Origin of the sequence: Flavobacterium sp. KACC 22763, from assembly GCF_028736155.1 — a bacterium.
In the GTDB taxonomy this organism is placed as follows: Bacteria; Bacteroidota; Bacteroidia; order Flavobacteriales; family Flavobacteriaceae; genus Flavobacterium.
Genome location: NZ_CP117879.1, coordinates 2,754,313 through 2,774,612, shown reverse-complemented (window position 1 = coordinate 2,774,612; position 20,300 = coordinate 2,754,313). Strand labels below are relative to the sequence as shown.

Here is a 20,300-nt window from a genome sequence, read left to right as displayed (position 1 = left end):
CAAAGATAAATTCAGGAATTCTTATACGCAATAAAGAGCGCATTTTGTTGTATTGATTTTATAAAAAAAAGGCCTAGCTATAAAAACTAGACCTCTTAAAAAAAACAATTTAGGTAAAATTATAGATTGGGATTATTCAATCTCGCGTTTGCTGGATAAATAATGGTATAACGCGGATCATTTTGTATTAAAGTGCTTTCGGTGCTCAAGAATTTATGTACGATTTGTTTTTGAGTTGTTCTTCTTAAATCAAACCAACGGTGACCTTCAACTGCAAATTCTCTATGTCTTTCTTCGTAAATAAAGTTCGTCAAATCTGCTGCATTCATCGCATTAACTTCGCCTTCTAACTGTGTGTATCCAGTAGCTGAATATCTGTTTTTAATGAAATTTAAAACTGTTGCTTTAGCATCATTAATATTGTCCAGTTTCAGCAAGGTTTCAGCTTTTGTTAAATACAATTCGGAAGTTCTGAAAGATGACTTTTGATTGTCATTTCCTCCTTTTAGGATTTTGAAACGGCTTCCGCTAGCTGAAAAATAAAGCGGGAAACGTAAATCTGTTGTTTTGTTATACGCTGCAATTAAATCTGGAGAAGCAAATGAAGCTCTTTGAATACCGACGATATATCCATCTTCAAGGGCTAAAATCGATTCTTTTCCGTCAAATTTTGTAGCCAGAACAGGAGTTGCTTTTAAATCAATTAAAGTATTGTTGATTTCTAAAGCTTTGTTGGCAGCATCTAATGATTTTTGCCATTGCTGCTGATACAAATACACACGGCTTTCTAAACTAAATAAAGCCACTTTTGAGAAACGATAGTTTAATCCTGTTGCCTGTTTATTTATGTTAATTAATTTCTCTGCTTCTTTAGTGTCAGAAATAATTTGATTGTAAACAGCTTCTACACTGTGCGGTACAAAAACTTGTTCTAAGTCAATTTCTAAAGCTAACGGAATTCCTTTGTCTGTAGCTGCAGTTGAAGCGTTGTAAGGTTTTCCGAAAAGGTTAACCAAATCAAAGTTTGCCATTGCTCTCAAAGCATAAGCTTCGCCTAATAGTTGATCTTTTTCCTCAGATGCTTTTACTTTTTTTGATGCTTCATTGATAACAACATTAGTGTAAAAAATGACATTGTATAAATCTTGATAGTGAAATTCTAATGTACTTTTATCAGGATTTGCATCTTTCCATAAATAGATATCTTTATAAATAGAAACTTCACTGTTGTCTTCGTTCATTAACAATTCGTCTGTACGAACTGTAGACAACGATTTGTGCTCTGGATATGAAGCATATCCTTTGGTTAGAACTGCACGAAATTCTTCTAGCGATTCTGGAATTACTTTTCCTACTGGAGTAATGTCCAGATAGTCATCGCAGCTGCTAAGAGCAATAGCAGCAACGAATAGTGTTATATATTTTGAGAATTTTTTCATCTTTTTTAGTTTTTAGAAAGTAACATTAAGTCCTAAAGTAAATGATCTAGGAACTGGCTGCGCATAAATGTTTCCGTAAGTTTCAGGATCAAAATAACCTTTGTAATCTGAGCTTATCACAAATAAGTTTCTTGCTTCAAGATTTAAACGAATACTTTGAATATTGATGTAATCTGTGAATGTTTTTGGGAATGTATAACCAAAACGAACACTGCTCAATCTCATATAACTCATTTCGCTAACCCAAGTATCTAAGTAGTTATAAGTATTGATTTGATTTGCACCAGAAAACCAGCTGTACGCCATCCATGAATCTCCCGTACCAGAATTTTTACTTGTAATACCTGGTAAATTAGATGAAGTGTTGGTTGGTGACCAAGCGTTTAAAATATCAGTTGTATAATTCTGTCCTCTGTCTACTATTGTTCCGTTATAAGGAGGTGTTTTGGTAACCGTTTGTTTGATATTGAATGACGCTGCAATCGTAAGATCAAAATTACGAACCTTAAATGTGTTTGTAAGACCTCCTGTAAATTTAGGATCTTTGTCTCCTAGGTAAACAAATAGATCTCTAAATTCTGCTGGCGTTAAACTTGACTGAGTAATTTCTCCAGGCAAGAATTCAGCATAAGGGTCAAATAGACCAAAGAAAGTCTGTGCATTTACAGTTTCTCCTTTTTTGTTTACAAATAACGGGTAACCGTTTTCGTCGATTCCGTTTGTTTTAAATCCAAAAACAGCGTTTACAGCATGACCTTCTTGGTTTGGCAAATAACTGTTGTCTCTTATTTCTAAACGGTCAATGTTACTTTTGTTATGAGCAAAATTAATTGTAGTATTCCATTTAAAATTAGGACGGTCGATGTTTTTTGTAGCCAAGGCAATTTCATAACCTTTATTACTTACTTGCGCCCAGTTCATATTGGTAAATTCAAAACCATTTTCTAAAGGAAGCGCTTTCATACCAATTAAATCGGTACTTTTTCTTCCGTAGAAATCAGTTACAATGCTAATACGGTTGTTAAACATACCAAGATCAAAACCTAAGTTGGTATTTTCTGTTTTTTCCCAACGCAATTTGCTGTTTGGTGGAGTCGTTACCTCAATTATAGGTTCTGTCTGTCCTGGTAAAATCGTAGTAGTTTTATTTTCTCCAACTACATAAGGAGAAGTATTTTTGTCAATATTACCTTGTAAACCGTAAGAAGCACGAAGTCTTAAGTTAGAAATTGTTTTGCTGTCTTTTAAGAAGTTTTCTTGAGACACTAACCAAGATCCAGATGTTGACCAAAGTGGCAAGTATTTGTATTTTGGGTCTACACCAAATAAGTCAGAACCATCGTAACGAACACTTCCGTAGAAGCTATATTTTCTATTGTAAGTGTATGCCGCTGTTGCAAAGAATGATGCAAAGGCATTTTCTTTTTCTGTTTTTATGAATGTTTTGTAAATAGCGTCATTAACAGAATTTGAGTTAGGGAAAATAATTTGTTGTGTTGTCAAATTCTTTTCGTCATAACCAAAACCTCTTGTCAAGATAGTAGTGTTTTTATTTCTTCTTAATTCATTACCAACCATTACTTCAATTTCGTGTTTCTCTCCTAAAGTTTTAGAATAGTTCACCATTGTTTTTAAGTTGTACTGAAAAAAGTCTGTGTTTGTATTTTGAATAATACCTCCTTCAGGAAGGAAATACTTTTGAACTCCTCCAGAATAATAGCTTGTTTTTTCTTTTTGTTTTCTAGTGTAAAAAGTTTCCTTGCCAGCAAATTTTTCACTAGAAGAATTATCCAGCTGTAAACCTAATTGGCTTGATACTTTCAAATCTTTTGTGATTTTATACTCAGCATCAAGCAATGCTTTTATAGCTCTTGTTTTTAAATCATAAGAAGTATTGTTTCTTTCTTCTAAGAAATTAAAAGGCAATTTAATATCAGAATAAGACGCAATGTCTGGATCGTATTTATAACTTCCATCTTCATTGTAAGGCGTAAGATACGGATTTACGTTTCTTGAATAGTTTGCAGGATTTGTAAAACCATCAGTATCTGTTACGTAAGAAGTCGTTTTAGTGTCTGAACCAAAAATACCTACACCCACTTTAAATTTATCAGTAATATCGTAGCTGTTTTTTAAAGTTAAATTGTAACGTTTAAGACCTGTTCCAATTGTTGTTCCTTTTTCGTCGTAGTATCCTAAAGAGAAATAGTAGTCAGATCTTTCGCTACCTCCAGACAAACTTAATCCGTGTTGTGTGTTGATTGCGTTTTGGTATAATAAATTGCCCCAATTTGTATTGATGCCTCTTAGGTTATTGATTGACTGTTGTGTTTGCGGACTCAAAGAAGAGAATCCACCGGCTCTGTATGCGTCTAATTCATTCGCTCCATTTAGGATACGAGCAACATCACCACCGGTGTCTCTATAAGTCAAATCTGCACGGCTCGCCATATTAAGTTCAAGATCAACTTTCTGATTAGAATCCATTAAGTTTAATTTTGAAAATTCTGGTCTTTGAGTAATAAAAGTATTGGTGTTGAAGCTAACGGTCATTTTCCCGCTTCTTCCTTTTTTAGTCGTAACAACGATTACTCCGTTTGCAGCGCGTGCGCCGTAAATAGCGGTAGCCGCAGCATCTTTTAAAATGGTAATATCTTTAATGTCATCTGGATTTAAACCAGCAATAGAGTAGTTGCTTAATAAATCGATATTCTCTTTATCGTAATTTTTTGGAACATCATTGTTCTCTAACGGAAGTCCGTCTAAAACCCATAAAGGGTCTTGTGTTCCATTTAAAGAGGCAGTACCTCTAATTCTGATTTTTGCTGCAGCTCCTGGCGCTCCTGATGGAGTAGTAACAGCAACTCCGGCAACTTGTCCAATTAATAATTGGTCAATGCTAGATACACCAGTCTGTTGAATAGAAGCCATATCTACTTTTGTAATAGCAGATGTCAACTTTCTTTTTTCAATTTTCTGATAACCTGTTATAAGAACCTCTTGAAGTTTTGCTGTTTCAGAATTTAAGGCGATAGTATAATCTTTTTGAGCTGATAATTCAAGAGTATACGATTTGTATCCCATGAAAGTAACTCTCAAAGTAGTAACGTTTTTTGCGATTTTCAAGCTGAATTTACCATCAAAATCTGAGGTAGTTCCAATTGCTTCACTATGGATAATACCTGCCATAGCGGTTTTGTTTGATATCGAATTATTCTCAACGAAGATCGATGCGCCAGGAATTGGCGATGAATCTGCTGCATCTTGAATGATCCCCGTGATGGTTCGGGTTTCCTGCGAGTATCCTGCGATGGCCAGGAACAGCAGTAAGGCTTGTAAAATTTTTTTCATGTTTTTGGGTTGTGTATTAAAAGGTTGTATTATTTAGGGCTTTTTCGATTCGTTGGATCAAATCGCGGTAATGGTTTTGGGTAGATTGGTCTCCTGTATTCTTTTTAGTTTTTAATAATTGAAGGACTTTTGTTAATTCGCCTTTTTTATCTGAGGTTACTTCTGCAACTCTACTTAAAAAAGCATTATTGATATTTCTTGCTGTATGTGCATCATTTAAATAATTGCATAAATGCGGCATGCTTAAAGTCTGCTGAATTTCGATTGATTTCTTCGCTTCTGTTTTTTCAAATAATTTATTTGTTGAAATAATTAAAACATCTACATAATTCTTTTGTGTCATACGCTCCAGAATTGATAGCGATTTATTCGCAATTGTTCCAGCAAAAACGTTTTGATGTATTTTTTTAAACAAATCATTTACGGTAAAAACGGGTTCTTTAGTTTTATTTAGCTGATACAATTCATTTTCTGTCATTCGAAGTAAACGGTCGTCTCTGAATAAGCTATACATTGCATCGTATTGTAATCCTCGTGCCATTGTATATGGTGTGTATTCGTAAGGTCCAAAAGGAGAATCTTTCAACGGATTTGTTTTTTCTAAAATGTCATTAAAAAACAGCCACTGCGGAATTGTAAGTACATTTTTAACTAAATAATCTGCAGCTCTTTTCTGCATTGCAGCAGGAACCGGAACATAACTTTGTTTGTTATCGCCGTGAACCGTTGTATTTAAATAAACACCCCCAATATTAGCCAATACATGGTCAGTGTATGTTTGCCATTGGCCAATAGCTCCAATATATAGTTTACCTGTTTCATAGTAAGACTGATCTTTATCGTAAGTCCAGTTTAAGATATTATCTACAACACGCTTTAAGTTCTTCAAACCGTATTCGCTTGCTTTCATAGCATCATTTCCTAAGTCTTCAGACTGAGAACGAGGATCAATTACATTTCCCTGCTGTTCGCCATAAAAATAAATGGGGTCATCTTGATGTTTTGTAATTAAGGCGTTTAGTTTTGTTGTTTCGTTGTCGTTAGGCGAGTACCATCTGTAACCCCATTCTATAGCATATTTATCATATTCTCCAATTTTTGGAGTAATTACTGTAACATTGTCTTCTGGCTGAGCTACATAGTTGTAACGCGCATAATCCATAATTGATGGAGCTGTTCCTCCCATTTTTGCTGTAAATTCTTTAGAACGTAATGATTCTACATCATAAGCAAAAGAAGAACCCATATTGTGTTTTAAACCAAAAGTATGACCCACTTCGTGAGACGAAACAAAACGAATTGCTTCTCCCATATGTTCATCGCTAAATTTATTTTCTCTAGCTTTAGGATCAATTGGTCCTGTTTGGATGCGCATCCAGCTTTGAAGCGACGTCATTACATTATGCCACCAGATAATATCGGCTTCGATAATTTCACCGCTTCTTGGGTCAACCACAGATGGCCCCATTGCATTTGATTTTGGAGATGCAGCATACGTAATTACAGAGTAACGCACGTCATCAATATCAAAATCCAAATCTTTATCAGTAGGTTCTTTTGCGATAATAGCGTTTTTGAAACCCGCTTTTTCAAAAGCTGCCTGCCAATCGTGTACTCCATCAATAATGTATTTTCTCCATTGTTTTGGAGTCGATGGATCGATGTAATAAACGATTGGTTTTTTCGGCTCTACTAATTCACCTTTCAAATATTTTTCTTTGTCTTCTTTTTTAGGTTCTAATCTCCAGCGTGTAATAAGTTCTTTTTCAACCATTGCTTGCTGTGCATCGGTAAAATACCAATGCTTTTCAGAAAAGAAACCAATTCGTTTATCAGAAAAACGTGGTTTCATTGGAGTTTTGTCCAATAAAATAATATTACTTGTCACACCAAGCGTAATTGGTAATGACGATGCGCCATCGCTGTAAGAAGTTGTCAGTTGCGATTTTACTACAATATTTTTTGGGAAAGTTTTTAAACCTTCTATATATGATAAATCAGATTTTACAGAACCTCCAATGCCAGTGTTGCTCAAAACATCATTGAAGCTTTTTTGTTTTCCGTCAAAAATCTTATTTACTTTAATAACAACAGAAGTCGAATCGTTGTTTTTGGTTTCAATATCAAAAACTTCAATAATAGATTCTGCAAAATTATTTTGAACCGATTGTGTAATCGCATCTTCTTTTGGTGAAGAAACTTTTGGAACATACGATTTTACCCAAACCTTCTTTGCAATTGTATCTTTATAAAAACTAATGACTTTGTTTTCATAATTCATTCCTTTGTTTAAGCCAGCTTCGTTTACTTGAAAAGGAACTTGAGATAATTTGTTTACAATTAAAAACTCTCTTTGGAATAAACTGTCTTGAATTTCAAAATAAACATCGGTTTTTACCTGAATGACATTGAAGAGTCCTTTTTTGATCGAACCTTTTTTTACAAGGTCGTCGTATTTTTTACCTTTTTTAGAATCGGTAGAATCTTTTTTAATTTCAGTTTTGTCCTCTTTTTTGTCTTTTTTCTTCTTTTGAGAATGAACAGTAAGTGACGATAATAGTAATAAGGATATGCAAAATATTATCAAATTATGCAGGAATGATTTTTCCTTCATCAGATGTTAAGTTTAGGTTAATTTTCGATCCGAAACTATTTTATTTTAGTTCGGAAAAAAAACAAAAAGGAGTGAGTGGCTTTTTTTTAGGAGTGAATGGATATTAATGGAAGAATACAAACAAAATAGCCATCTTTTTCTGATGTATTAAATTCTGTTTTTGAATAATAATTGTAAATACTCTTTAGGTAATTTAACCCAAATTTAGTACTCGGTTCTGCAGTCAATTTCTTTTGAAGATTGTTGCTGATAATTACCTGATTTTCTTTAATCAGGATTTTTGTAGTAAGTGGACTTTCCTGTGTGGCTCTATTATGCTTAATAGCATTTTCGACCACAATCTGAAAAGCAAGATAAGGGATGTGTTTGTTTAATGCAGCTTGGTTTTCAATTTCGATAGAAAAGAATAACTCTTCTTTAAAACGGGTTTGCTGCAAAAAGATATATTTTTCGATAAATAATAATTCGTCCTTCAAAGGAACAATGTTCTTTTCTGGCGGATCAATTAAATAACGATAAATACGAGATAGGTTTAAAGTAAATTTCTGCGCAACTTTAATATCACTTCCAATAAGCATATAAAGCGAATTGAGCGAATTGAACAAAAAGTGTGGATTAATTTGCTCTTTTAATTGTTGCAGCTGAATCAAAGCTTTTTCTTTGATGATTTTTTCATTCTCAACCAAGAGTTTATTTTTCTCTTTTATGACAATTCCCTTTTCTCTGTAAGCACGTCTGTTGGCATAAGAGAAAAGATAAAAAATCAAAAGCAACATTACTGTTGTGATCGAATAAATCGAAGTTGAATATTTTTTAACCAAAGCTACATTTTCGTCAGCGACCATTTTAGGAACGTTAACGCAGACAAACCAGTTTGAGTTTTTGATATCCAGTTTTTTAGTAAAACGAATAACATCCAACTGCAAGAACTCAGACAGAGTTGTTCTTTTGACGAAATCTTGTTTCTTACTATAAATCGTATCAGATGGATTAAGAGATGAAATCTTAAAGATATTTTTTCCAAGAAAAGCAATTTCGGGATGGTAAATGCAGGTTCCGTTTTTATCAAAAACAAAAGCGTAGTTAGTAGCTGTTTTTGTTTTGTCTATTTTAGAAATGTAACTATGAAGCAATCTCAGATTGATGTCATAACCATATTTTACGACAGTTTTGCTTTCTGAAACTAATTTAAAATAAATGCGCCAAACCCATTCCTTTCCTTGCGGAAGAATTACACTGAGATGTTTGGCATTTTCATTTTGAATAAGAAATGCTTTTATGTCATTTTTAATTTCGTTAGAAATAGAAGGATTGCCGTATTGAATAGCGTTTTCATTAATCTGAAACCAATTATTCACAATCAATTTATTATTTGCCTGAAGAGAAGACAAAAGCTTTAAATTGTTATCAAGGTTTCCCGAAGTGCTGATTTTTAGAACTTGTTCAATCTTTTTTTCCTGTTCTAAGAACTTCGAAAGTTCTTCAGACATGAATTCTTGTTTTTTAAGGAAGTTACGCGTTGCTATATCATCATTCGATTTTTCGGTTAAATCTGTAATCAGATTGCTCAGAATGTAAACCGACGAAACCGTAATCAGAATCGAGACAACAACGTATATTAAAAAAGCACGCCTAGAAGTAATATTTTTTAATCTAAATTTCAAAAAGTAACATTATGACTTAGTTTGCCACAGCAAACTGCGAGTCATATAAATTTTTATAGTAACCATCAGCTTTCAGTAATAATTCCTGATGCGTTCCTTGTTCAACAATCAATCCCTTATCCATCACCACAATTTTATCTGCATTTACAATTGTTGCTAATCTATGTGCAATTATAATAGAAGTTCTTCCTTTTGTAATCGTTTCTGTTGCACGCTGAATCATTTCTTCAGAATACGTATCAATCGAAGAAGTGGCCTCATCCAAAATCAAAATACTCGGATTACTCACATAAGAACGTAAAAAAGCAATAAGCTGACGCTGTCCAGAAGAAAGCATAACGCCTCGCTCTTTTACATCAAAATCATAATTATCTGGGAGGTTCATAATAAAATCATGAACACCAATTTTCTTTGCAGCATCAATTACTTTATCTCTCGTAATTGCCGGATTGTGCAAAGTAATATTATTGTAAATTGTATCGGCAAACAAAAAGACATCTTGCAAAACCACAGCAATTTGTTTTCTCAAAGAAGCCAAAGTGTAGTTTTCGATGTTTTCACCATCAATACAGATGGTTCCGCTGTTGATTTCGTAAAAACGATTCAATAAATTAATGATAGTCGATTTTCCTGCACCGGTAGAACCTACAATAGCAACAGTCTGTCCAGCCGAAACCGATAAATCAATTCCTTTGATTACTTCCTCTTCTGGAATATAACTGAAACGAACATCTTTAAAGTCAATTCTTCCGTTAAAAACTGGCGCTTCAATTGTTCCCGTATCTTGAATATGATCTTGCGTGTCGATAATATCAAAAACACGATTGGCAGCAATCATTCCTAATTGCATCTCGTTAAATTTATCTGCAATTTGCCTTAACGGATTAAACAGCATTCCGATAAACATGGTGTAGGAGAATAAATCTCCAAAAGTCGTAAAATGATCACCGTTCAAAATTCTAAAACCACCATAAACGACAACTAAACCTAAAGTAATAGATGAAATAATATCGGCAATAGGGAAGAAAATAGAGTTGTATAAAATGGTTTTAATCCAGGCTACTCTATGTTTGTTGTTGATTTCTTTGAAGTTTTCGGCTTCGATTTTTTCACGGTTAAAAAGCTGTACGATTTTCATACCCGTTACACGTTCCTGAACAAACGAGTTCATGTTGGCAATCTGAGTTCTTACTTCCTCAAAAGCAACTTGCATTTTACGTTGGAAAATCCTTGTAACATAAACCAAAATTGGCATAGCAATTACCACAATCCAAGTCAGTTTCCAGTTCATGTAAAACATAAAAATCAACACCACAACCATTTTCATCAAGTCACTTATAATCATAAACAAACCCTGACTGAAAATTCGAGCAATAGATTCAATATCCGAAACGGCTCTTGTAACCAATTGTCCCACCGGAACCAAATCGAAATACTTCATTCTGAAACTCAAAATGTGCTGAAAAAGTTTGGTTCTAATATCTTTTACAATATCCTGACCGAGCCAGTTGGCCCAATAGACGAAGTAAAACTGAGAGAAAACTTCCATCAGTAGAACTACACCCATTAAAATAATATACATCAATAATCCCATTTTATCATGAGTTTTGATGTAGCCGTCTACTGTTTCTTTAAGCAAGTAAGGACGGAGCGCAGCAAAAATGGACAGCGAAATGGCAAAAATAATTACGCCATAATAACGCCATTTATAAGGGCGGGTATATTTTAAAATTCGTTTGAATAATCCTGTGTCGAATGCTTTTGCTTTCATTTATTTTTAGGAGCTGTTTCCTGCTTTCCGTTACAAGTTTTTCTCAAAAATATGTTTTTGTTTAATTTTTATAAAGCTTCCGTTGGTCGCTCCATAAAAATTACAAAAACTATATTTTTTTCAAAAAAGCTTTTCACTTCAATCAGGGCTATTAAATGTAATCGTAATAAATATTGGTTAAATATAAACCATGTGCTGGGACAGAAAACCCTGCTTTTTCTCTGTTTTTGCTGGCAATAATATTTTCAAAATCTGCCAATGTGATTTTGTGCAATCCTATATTAATTAAAGTTCCCACAATGGAACGAACCATATTTCTTAAAAAACGATTGGCCGAAATGGTAAAAATCAGTTTTCCGTTTTCCTGTTTCCAGAACGCCTCAAAAATCGTGCAATCAAATGTGTTTACATCAGTATTAACTTTTGAAAAACACTGAAAATCGGTATGTTTCAATAATAATTGCGCCGCTTCATTCATCAAATCCACATCTAGTTTTTGCGTCACATACCAGCTCAATTCCTGTAAAAACGGATTTTTAACCGTATTGATATGATATTCGTAAGTTCGTTTTGTTGCGTCAAAACGACAGTGTGCATCATCGTGAACTAGTTTAATATCAAAAATCGCAATGTCTTTTGGCAAATACGAATTCAATTTATAAACCAAAATTGGAATATCAAGAGTTTTTTCTGTATCAAAATGACCATACATTTCACTCGCGTGCACGCCAGTATCCGTTCTTCCAGCACCCATAATGCTGATAGTTTCATTTAATAAAACCGAAAAAGCCTTATTTAAAGTTTCCTGAACTGAAGAAGCATTTGGCTGTATTTGCCAGCCATGATAATGTGTTCCGTTGTAAGCGAATTGAATAAAATATCTCATTTTAAGGGACAGAGGTTCTGAGTGGCAAAGGTACAATTTTTAGTGGCAAAGTTACAAAGGTTCAAAGTAACAGAGGTTTTTGGGTTGTTTATATCTGTAGAGACGCACTGCAGTGCGTCTAACTTTTTTAGTGGCAAAGTTACAAAGGTTTAAAGTAACAGAGGTTTTTGGGTTGTTTATATCTGTAGAGACGTACTGCAGTGCGTCTAACTTTTTTAGTGGCAAAGTTACAAAGGTTCAAAGTTACAAAGGTTTTTGGGTTGTTTATATCTGTAGAGACGCACTGCAGTGCGTCTCACGCCCGATTGGAAAAATTGTACTTATATATAGGTATACTGTTTTTGATATATTTTAAATCAATAAACATCTATTTCGATAAAATCTAAAAACAAAAACTTAGTCCCATTGCATCTTAGCGTTTCAGAAACTTTGTTAAAATCCTTTAAAACCCAAAATGCAAATCATAGTTTGCCCAGCTAAAAATCGTGTCAGAAATTGACAATTCCAACGATATAATTGAAACTATTTTTTAATTTTTTTAGTCAGAAATTTCTAAATGTTAAATTTTAAAATTTTTCATTTTAACATTTCATATTTCTCCTATGTTTGTATCACTAAATATCAAAAACTATGAATGAAATTACCTCTTATTGGTGGATACTTTTAATTGTATTTGCCATTCTTTTTTACAAATTTATTTTGCGCGTTTTCTTCGGAATGGTGATTGTTCCCGAGGATAAAATCGGTTTAGTAACCAAAAAGTTTGTTTTGTTTGGCGCAGACAAATCATTGCCCGACGGCCGAATTATAGCAACAAAAGGCGAGGCGGGCTATCAGGCTAAAACGCTTGCCCCGGGGTTATATTGGGGAATGTGGATTTGGCAGTATTCAATTGACATGACTAGTTTCACATTAATTCCAGAAGGAAAAATTGGATTGGTTTTAAGTAAAGATGGAAAAGAAATTCCGACAGGAAGAATCTTAGCTAGAAAAGTAGAAAGTGACAACTTTCAAGATGCAACAGCATTTTTAGACAACGGCGGACAAAAAGGACGTCAGACTGCTTTTATTACAACTGGATCGTATCGTATCAATACGTTTTTGTTTGAGATTGTAATTACAGATCAAATCAAGATTTACGAAAACATGATTGGTATTGTAACAGCTCTAGATGGTGAACCAATTCCGCAAGGACAGATTGCAGGTAAATTTGTAGATAGCCATAACAATTTTCAGGATTTTGATAAATTCCTTGAGCATGGCGGAAATCGTGGTTTGCAGCCTCAGGTTATGTTAGCGGGTTCTTACTATATTAATACTTGGGGAATTTTAATTGAGCAAAACCCAATGACAGATGTGCCAATTGGTTATGTTGGAGTTGTAATTTCTTATATTGGAGAAGATGGGCAAGACGTAACAGGTGACACTTTTAAACACGGAAATATTGTTTCAAAAGGACAGCGTGGTGTTTGGATGGAGCCTTTCGGGCCAGGAAAGTATGCTTTGAATAAATATACTACTAAGCTAGAACCTGTTCCGACAACAAACTTGGTTTTAAACTGGGCTAATGCTAGAAGTGAATCGCATGATTTAGATAAAAACTTATCTACAATTACAGTTCGTTCAAAAGACGGTTTCCCTTTCAATCTTGATGTTGCACAAATTATTCACGTTCCGGCGGCCGAAGCGCCAAAAGTAATTGCACGTTTTGGAAGTATGAACAATTTAGTTTCTCAGGTTTTGGAACCGACAATTGGTAACTATTTTAGAAACTCAGCTCAAGACAGCGATGTGATTTCGTTCCTTACAACTAGAAAAGAACGTCAAGAATCGGCTAAAAACCATATTAAATTAGTTCTTGATGAATATAACGTAAATGCTGTTGATACCTTAATTGGAGATATTGTTCCGCCAGATTCGTTAATGAAAACTTTGACAGACAGAAAATTGGCCGAAGAAGAGCAGAAAACATATCAAACCCAAAAATTGGCACAAGAACAGCGTCAGGGAATGGAAAAAGAAACGGCAATTGCTGATATGCAGAAAGAAATTGTACGAGCTTCGCAAAGTGTTGAAATCGCACAACGTACTGCAGATGCAACTGTTAAGAAAGCGGAAGGAGATGCAACAAGTTTAAAACTGAATGTAAATGCTGAAGCAGAAGCTACAAAAATGCGTGCAAGTGCAGAAGCCGAAGCCACAAAAGCAAGAGCAGGAGCACAAGCTGAAGCAACAAGACTGAATGCAAGTGCAGAAGCTGAAAAAATCTCAAAAACTGGTTTGGCTGAAGCGGAGAAAATTATGGCGATTGGTAAATCTACTGCAGAAGCATATCAATTACAAGTTAGCGCAATGGGCGGAGATAATTTTACCCGTTATAAAGTAACCGAAGAAATTGGTAAAGGAAATATCAAAGTAATTCCAGATGTATTAATTTCAGGAAACGGCGGTTCTGATGGTTCAATCAGTGGTTTATTGGGATTGAAATTGATGGAAATGATGGATACCAAAGAATTGAAAGAAGGTAAAAATCAAAATACTAAGAAATAAATTAGCTCACAAAAGACCTGACAGGTCTCTAAAACCTGTCAGGTCTAATAATTTACAAAAATCCGATCTGTTTTTCAGATCGGATTTTTTATGTTTATAAAGAAAATAAAACTTTATGAAAGACGCACTACAGTGCGTCTCTACAGAAAAACCTTTGTATCTTTGTATCTTTGTTACTATGAACCTTTGAACCTCAAAAAAATTGACTAAGATCCTACTTCTCTCAGATACTCACAGCCATATTGATGATACAATTTTAAAATATGTTGCTCAGGCAGATGAGGTTTGGCATGCTGGAGATATTGGAGATTTGAGTGTTACAGATGCTATTAAAAAACTAAAGCCATTGAGAGCGGTTTATGGAAACATTGATGATGCAAAAGCAAGATTAGAGTTTCCGCTAAATAACCGTTTTTCATGCGAAAATGTATCGGTTTGGATTACGCATATTGGAGGTTATCCCGGAAAGTACAATCAGAATGTTAGAGAAGAATTGGCTTTGAATCCGCCAAAATTGTTTATCTGCGGGCATTCGCATATCTTAAAAGTTATGTTTGATAAAAAGCACAATTTACTGCACATGAATCCAGGTGCGGCAGGGAAAAGCGGTTTTCATAAAGTACGAACGATGCTTCGATTTGTAATTGATGATGATAAAATCAAAGATCTGGAAATTGTTGAAATAGGAGCGAAATAATTAATGTGGTAGCGGAATCTCGATTTTTATTTTGGTTCCCTGATTTTCTCTGGAAACAATAGATAAAGAGCCTTTGTATTTTTTGATTCGCGCTCTGATTCTGTTTAAGCCAAAGCCTTCCGCATCTTTTAATTTTTGAGTTTTAAAACCAATACCATCATCATGAATACGCAGAATTAATTGGTTTTCTTTTTCATTTAAAGTAAGTTTTGCTTTTTGGGCATTGCTATGCTTAGTGATATTGCTAAATAATTCACTTACAATAAAATAAATTTTCATTTCGAATTTTTCAGCATATCGTCTGCTGGTCGGAACTGAACTTGAAAATTCAAATTCAATCGCAGAATTGGAGTTTTTTTCGCATAAATCCTCTAAAGAATAAATTAATCCAAAGCGTACCAAAAGAGCTGGAACAAGATCATGAGACATATCTCTTAAGAGCTCGTGAGCCTCAGATAAAATGGTTTTTGCTTTTTGTATTTCATCCGATTTTATATTGTTCTGAGCTGTAAATGTATTTAAATGCAATCCAGCTGAAGATAATAGCGAATTAATATTATCATGAAGAAAAGAAGCAATTTTTTTGTGTTCTGCCTCTTGAGAATCTATGCCTGAATTGATGATGTCGAGAAGAATTTTCTGTTTGGTGTCTTTGCGTTTTATTTTTTGCTTTAGTTTATTGTTTTGATACAAAAAGTAAAATAAAAGAAAAACAATGATGGTTAGTATGATAGATAGGCTAACAATTTTTTTATTTCGTAATTGTTCTGATTTGCTAATAGACGTAAGGACAGTTTTATTATCAACTTGAGTTTGCGACGCCTTTGTGTTTACAGTGTCTTTTGGCTGTGCAAGACTAGTTCCTTTAACAGCAAAAAATAATAGCAAAGAGATAAAAAAACGGAAAACAGGCATAAAAGCAATTGTTAAGGATTAATCAGATTGTTTTTAAGGGCATATTTTACTAAACCTATCGTACTTTTTATATTCAGCTTTTTCATGATGTTTTTACGATGTGTTTCTACGGTGTGTGAACTAATGAAAAGCTTTTCGCTAATTTCTTTCCCGCTATGTTCCAAAGCAATCAAAATAATAATTTCGATCTCTCGCGGGCTTAAAATAGGATTTTCTATAATTGCACTGTGGTTCAGTTTCGGACTGTCCATAAAAGAGTTGAAGATCTTTTCTCTGACGGCGTCACTAAAATATTCCTGTCCTTGATAAACAGCTTCAACGGCTTCAATAATATTTTCGCCAGCGCAATTCTTTGTAAGATAGCCTTTTGCGCCCAGTTTCATTACTTCTTTAATGATTTTTAAATCATCATAACTAGATAAAATGATGACTTTGCAAGGGAGCTGTTTTTCATTAAATTCTTTAAGGGTTTCAATACCATCTTTTTTCGGCATGCTGATGTCTAAAATTAAGACATCGGCATTATCTTTCATGACATCTTCATAGACAGTGGTGCCGTCTAGTGAAGTTCCTGCCACTTCAAAGTTTGAAACGGTTTGAAGTAAGTTGGATAGTCCATCAATCAAGACCTGATGATCGTCTGCAAGATGAACTCTTATTTTTGGTGCCATGATTATTTGAATTTGAAAATACAAATTTATCATGTAAATCACATTTTGAGTATGCTCTTTAGGTCTGATTTGTAATATAATAGGGCAAAAAAAACCCGAATAAAAATTCGGGTTCTTCTTCGCACAAAATAAACTAAGTTTATAGGTTTACCTCAAACGATCAACAGATTTTACAAGATCTTCGTCCTTTTTGATGGCCTTATTAGCTAAAACTAATAACACGATAGCGACAATCGGCATGAACATCCCAATACCTTTCTCAGAGACTTCAGTCCCTCCAGATAAATTTAGTGATCGATATACAAATAATCCTAATAAAATTAAATTTAATATGATGTTCAGTCTGTTTAATACAAACTGATTTTGTCTCTTTTTAAATGAAATAATACTAATAATACTAAGCATTGTTGTCAAACCTAATAAAACAGTATAAAGCTGATCCTGCATAAAAAAGAATGGTTTTCCTGCACTAGTTGTCCAAAGCGGAACAAAAAGCATTAAAATGCCAGTTGCAGCAAAAGCTAGAAATAAATATACAGTCTGAATTCTTTGTATCATGGTCTAAAAATGTTTTACAAAAATATATTTTCTTTTTTTAAAATACTATTGTATGATAAAATTTTATTCGTATTATTGCATCATAATACCGTAAGCACTTCATACTGCGGTCAATTCAAATTAATTATCTACCTATTCTTTTTACAGTATTCCTTAAAATAATTAAATTCATAGAACATTCATGTTTGATATTTCTGCATTAAAAGAAATGAAGCTTTCTGAGCTTCAAGAAATAGCTAAGTTAGCTAAAACAATAAAGATTACTGGTGTCAAAAAAGAGACTTTAATTAGTCAGATTTTAGCACACCAAGAGGCATCTCTTGCGTCGACAGAAACTCCAAAAACTGAAGCAGCAGAAACTAAAGAAGAGAAACCAAAACGTGCTAGAATTGCACCAGTCAAAGCAAAAGCGGCAAATACCAAAAATGCACCTGTTTTAGAATTTGATAAAGTAGAGGAAACTGTTCAGAATAATGAAACTGCAGAAAAAGTGGAGCCAATTGCAGAAACGGCAACAGAAGCAGTACAGGAAAATAAACCTGCGGCAGGAAAAAAAGAACCTAAAGCGGTAAAATTTAATAAGCAGGCATACGAGAAAAAAGTAGCTCTTAAAAAAGAGAAAGAGGCAGTAAAAGAAGTAACTGCTGAAGAAGTTGCAGAATCAACTCCATCAGAAACAATTAGTTCTGAGCCAACAGCAGAAACAGCTGAAAAAACTACACAATCTCCTGCAAAAAAGGTTAATCCGAATCAGAATAAAAATCAGAACCAGAACCAAAATCAAAACCCGAATCAGAACGGGAATGGAAACGGAAATCACAATAACCAAAACCCTAATCACAAGAATAAAAAGAATAACAATAATTTCAGAGATTCTGATTTTGAATTTGATGGAATTATCGAAAGTGAAGGCGTTCTTGAAATGATGCCAGACGGTTATGGATTTTTACGTTCATCAGATTATAATTATTTAGCTTCTCCAGACGATATTTATTTATCAACTTCACAAATCAGATTATTTGGTTTAAAAACGGGAGATACAGTAAAAGGAGTGGTTCGCCCTCCAAAAGAAGGTGAGAAGTTTTTCCCATTGGTTCGTGTATTAAAAATCAATGGACACGATCCGCAAGTGGTTCGCGATAGAGTTTCTTTTGAACACTTGACACCAGTTTTCCCTTCAGAAAAATTCAAACTAGCCGAAAAAGGCAGTTCTATTTCAACAAGAATTATAGATTTGTTTTCGCCAATAGGTAAAGGTCAGCGTGGAATGATCGTTGCACAGCCTAAAACAGGTAAAACAATGCTTCTTAAAGATATTGCAAACGCTATTGCAGCCAACCACCCAGAAGTTTATTTGATTGTTCTTCTTATTGATGAGCGTCCTGAGGAGGTTACCGATATGCAAAGAAGTGTTCGTGGTGAGGTTATCGCTTCAACTTTTGATAGAGAGCCACAAGAGCACGTTAAAATCGCAAATATCGTTCTTGAAAAAGCAAAACGTTTAGTAGAATGTGGTCACGATGTTGTGATTCTTTTAGACTCGATTACGCGTTTAGCGAGAGCTTACAATACAGTTCAGCCAGCATCTGGTAAAGTATTAAGTGGAGGTGTTGATGCCAATGCATTACAAAAACCAAAACGTTTCTTTGGAGCTGCTAGAAATGTAGAAAACGGTGGATCTTTAAGTATCATCGCTACTGCATTAACAGAAACTGGTTCTAAAATGGACGAGGTTATCTTCGAAGAATTTAAAGGAACTGGTAATATGGAGCTTCAATTAGATCGTAAGATAGCTAATAAACGTATTTTCCCTGCAATCGATCTTACATCATCAAGTACACGTCGTGATGACTTATTATTAGACGAGAAAACATTACAAAGAATGTGGATTATGCGTAAATATCTATCAGATATGAACCCGGTAGAATCTATGGATTTCGTAAACGATCGTTTCAAGAAAACGAAAAATAATGAGGAGTTTTTGATTTCGATGAATGACTAGTTAAAGTTGCTAAGGTTCTGAGATGCTAAGATTCTAAGTTTTTTTTAGCTTTGAGTAAATCAAAAAATATATAATATAAAAAAGGATGAGTTTTACTCATCCTTTTTTATATTCGTTCCTAAAAGAACCTTAGAACCTTAGTATCTCAGAACCTTAGAACCTTATTTTTTATCCACTACCGGTCTATTTTCTCTATTAGCCAAATCCCAAGCTACTACAAAAGCCAGTTTTGTTCTTTTGGTTAAAGCGTCGTATTCAATTTTTTGAGGCTCGTCACCTTTTCCGTGGTAATCTTCGTGAACTCCGTTGAAGAAGAAAACAGCTGGAATACCGTGTTTTGCGAAGTTATAGTGATCAGAACGCTCATAGAAATGGTTTGGGTCTTTAGGATCATTAAATTTGAAATCTAAATCCATTTTAATGTATTTCTCGTTTTGAGAGACAACCGCATTGTGTAAATCAGAAGATAATCTGTCAGCACCAATTACATAAACGTAGTTGTTTGTATTTGAATGTTCAACATCACGTCGTCCGATCATGTCAATGTTGATATCTGCAATTGTGTTTTCGATTGGAAATAATGGGTTTTCAGAATAATAACGTGATCCGTGCAAACCATGTTCTTCACCAGTTACATGAAGAAACAAAATAGAACGTTTTGGACCGTGACCTTGCTTTTTAGCTTTAGCAAAAGCTTTAGCCATTTCTATAACCGCTACAGTTCCAGAACCATCATCATCAGCACCGTTGTAAACTTCACCATCTTTAATTCCTACGTGATCGTAATGCGCAGAAATTACCAAAACTTCGTTTGGTTTTTCTGAACCTTCAATGTAAGCCCAGATATTTTCAGAATCTGGAAGATTTTGATTACGTCTTGCATTCATAAATGCAGCGGGAACAGGCTGGTAGAAATCTTTAGCTCCTTTTGGAAAAGAGATCCCACTTTTTTTGTATTGCTCGATCATATAAAGACCTGCTTTTTTCTGTCCTTTAGAACCAGTTTCGCGGCCTTCCATTTCGTCAGAAGCAACAGTGTAAAGCATTTTCTTTAAGTCTTTTTCGCTAATTGTTTTTACGTATTTTGTAGGATCTGAATTGTCTTTGGATGCAGTTGACTGTGCGGTTTTGCATGAATACGCAGAGACAATTAAGAATAAAAGGAGTAATTTTTTCATTTCT

Annotated in this window: 13 protein-coding genes; 3 read left to right on the top strand and 10 right to left on the bottom strand. The window is 34.2% G+C overall.

Annotation, left to right across the window (positions count from 1 at the left end):
• Positions 1–119: 119 nt before the first annotated feature.
• The 6 genes from PQ463_RS11090 to truA all read right to left on the bottom strand — a co-directional run bounded on the left by PQ463_RS11090 (position 120) and on the right by truA (position 11,725).
• Positions 120–1,439 (bottom strand): RagB/SusD family nutrient uptake outer membrane protein, encoded by a 1,320-nt coding sequence (locus PQ463_RS11090; protein ID WP_274257908.1) that lies wholly within the window; start codon positions 1,437–1,439, stop codon positions 120–122.
• Positions 1,440–1,451: 12 nt separating this feature from the next.
• Positions 1,452–4,790, bottom strand: a complete 3,339-nt coding sequence (locus PQ463_RS11085; protein ID WP_274257906.1) for a SusC/RagA family TonB-linked outer membrane protein — start codon at positions 4,788–4,790, stop codon at positions 1,452–1,454.
• 16 nt (positions 4,791–4,806) lie between these two features.
• The gene (locus PQ463_RS11080) at positions 4,807–7,404 is read right to left on the bottom strand and encodes a zinc-dependent metalloprotease (RefSeq protein WP_274257904.1); all 2,598 of its coding nucleotides are present in this window, start codon (positions 7,402–7,404) and stop codon (positions 4,807–4,809) included.
• Between the two features lie 86 nt (positions 7,405–7,490).
• Positions 7,491–9,068, bottom strand: coding sequence for a sensor histidine kinase (locus PQ463_RS11075; protein WP_274257903.1), 1,578 nt, complete (start codon positions 9,066–9,068; stop codon positions 7,491–7,493).
• A 16-nt stretch (positions 9,069–9,084) separates the two neighbouring features.
• Complete coding sequence (locus tag PQ463_RS11070; RefSeq protein ID WP_274257901.1) at positions 9,085–10,839, bottom strand: ABC transporter ATP-binding protein; 1,755 nt, start codon at positions 10,837–10,839, stop codon at positions 9,085–9,087.
• Positions 10,840–10,990: 151 nt separating this feature from the next.
• On the bottom strand, positions 10,991–11,725 hold the full coding sequence (gene truA / locus PQ463_RS11065) for a tRNA pseudouridine(38-40) synthase TruA (RefSeq protein WP_274257899.1): 735 nt from the start codon (positions 11,723–11,725) through the stop codon (positions 10,991–10,993).
• A 630-nt stretch (positions 11,726–12,355) separates the two neighbouring features.
• On the opposite strand from truA, the gene PQ463_RS11060 reads away from it, so the two are divergent.
• Together PQ463_RS11060 and PQ463_RS11055 are read left to right on the top strand one after the other, a co-directional pair.
• Positions 12,356–14,275 carry an SPFH domain-containing protein gene (locus PQ463_RS11060; protein WP_274257897.1) on the top strand — a complete coding sequence of 640 codons (1,920 nt, stop codon included), beginning with the start codon at positions 12,356–12,358 and terminating at the stop codon, positions 14,273–14,275.
• 202 nt (positions 14,276–14,477) lie between these two features.
• A complete protein-coding gene (locus PQ463_RS11055) occupies positions 14,478–14,972 on the top strand; it encodes a metallophosphoesterase family protein (protein ID WP_274257896.1) in 495 nt (164 codons plus the stop codon).
• On the opposite strand, the gene PQ463_RS11050 is transcribed toward PQ463_RS11055, so the two are convergent.
• The 3 genes from PQ463_RS11050 to PQ463_RS11040 all read right to left on the bottom strand — a co-directional run bounded on the left by PQ463_RS11050 (position 14,973) and on the right by PQ463_RS11040 (position 17,116).
• Positions 14,973–15,887, bottom strand: coding sequence for a sensor histidine kinase (locus tag PQ463_RS11050; RefSeq protein ID WP_274257894.1), 915 nt, complete (start codon positions 15,885–15,887; stop codon positions 14,973–14,975).
• Between the two features lie 11 nt (positions 15,888–15,898).
• Positions 15,899–16,558: a response regulator transcription factor gene (locus PQ463_RS11045; protein WP_274257892.1), complete on the bottom strand. Its 660-nt coding sequence runs from the start codon at positions 16,556–16,558 to the stop codon at positions 15,899–15,901.
• Positions 16,559–16,705: 147 nt separating this feature from the next.
• Entirely contained in the window at positions 16,706–17,116 is a 411-nt protein-coding gene (locus PQ463_RS11040) for a DUF4293 domain-containing protein (RefSeq protein ID WP_008468670.1), read from the bottom strand.
• Between the two features lie 181 nt (positions 17,117–17,297).
• Between PQ463_RS11040 and rho the strand changes: the two genes are divergently transcribed.
• The gene (gene rho, locus PQ463_RS11035) at positions 17,298–19,118 is read left to right on the top strand and encodes a transcription termination factor Rho (protein ID WP_274257890.1); all 1,821 of its coding nucleotides are present in this window, start codon (positions 17,298–17,300) and stop codon (positions 19,116–19,118) included.
• 161 nt (positions 19,119–19,279) lie between these two features.
• On the opposite strand, the gene PQ463_RS11030 is transcribed toward rho, so the two are convergent.
• Complete coding sequence (locus PQ463_RS11030) at positions 19,280–20,296, bottom strand: M28 family peptidase (RefSeq protein ID WP_274257889.1); 1,017 nt, start codon at positions 20,294–20,296, stop codon at positions 19,280–19,282.
• Positions 20,297–20,300 lie beyond the last annotated feature (4 nt).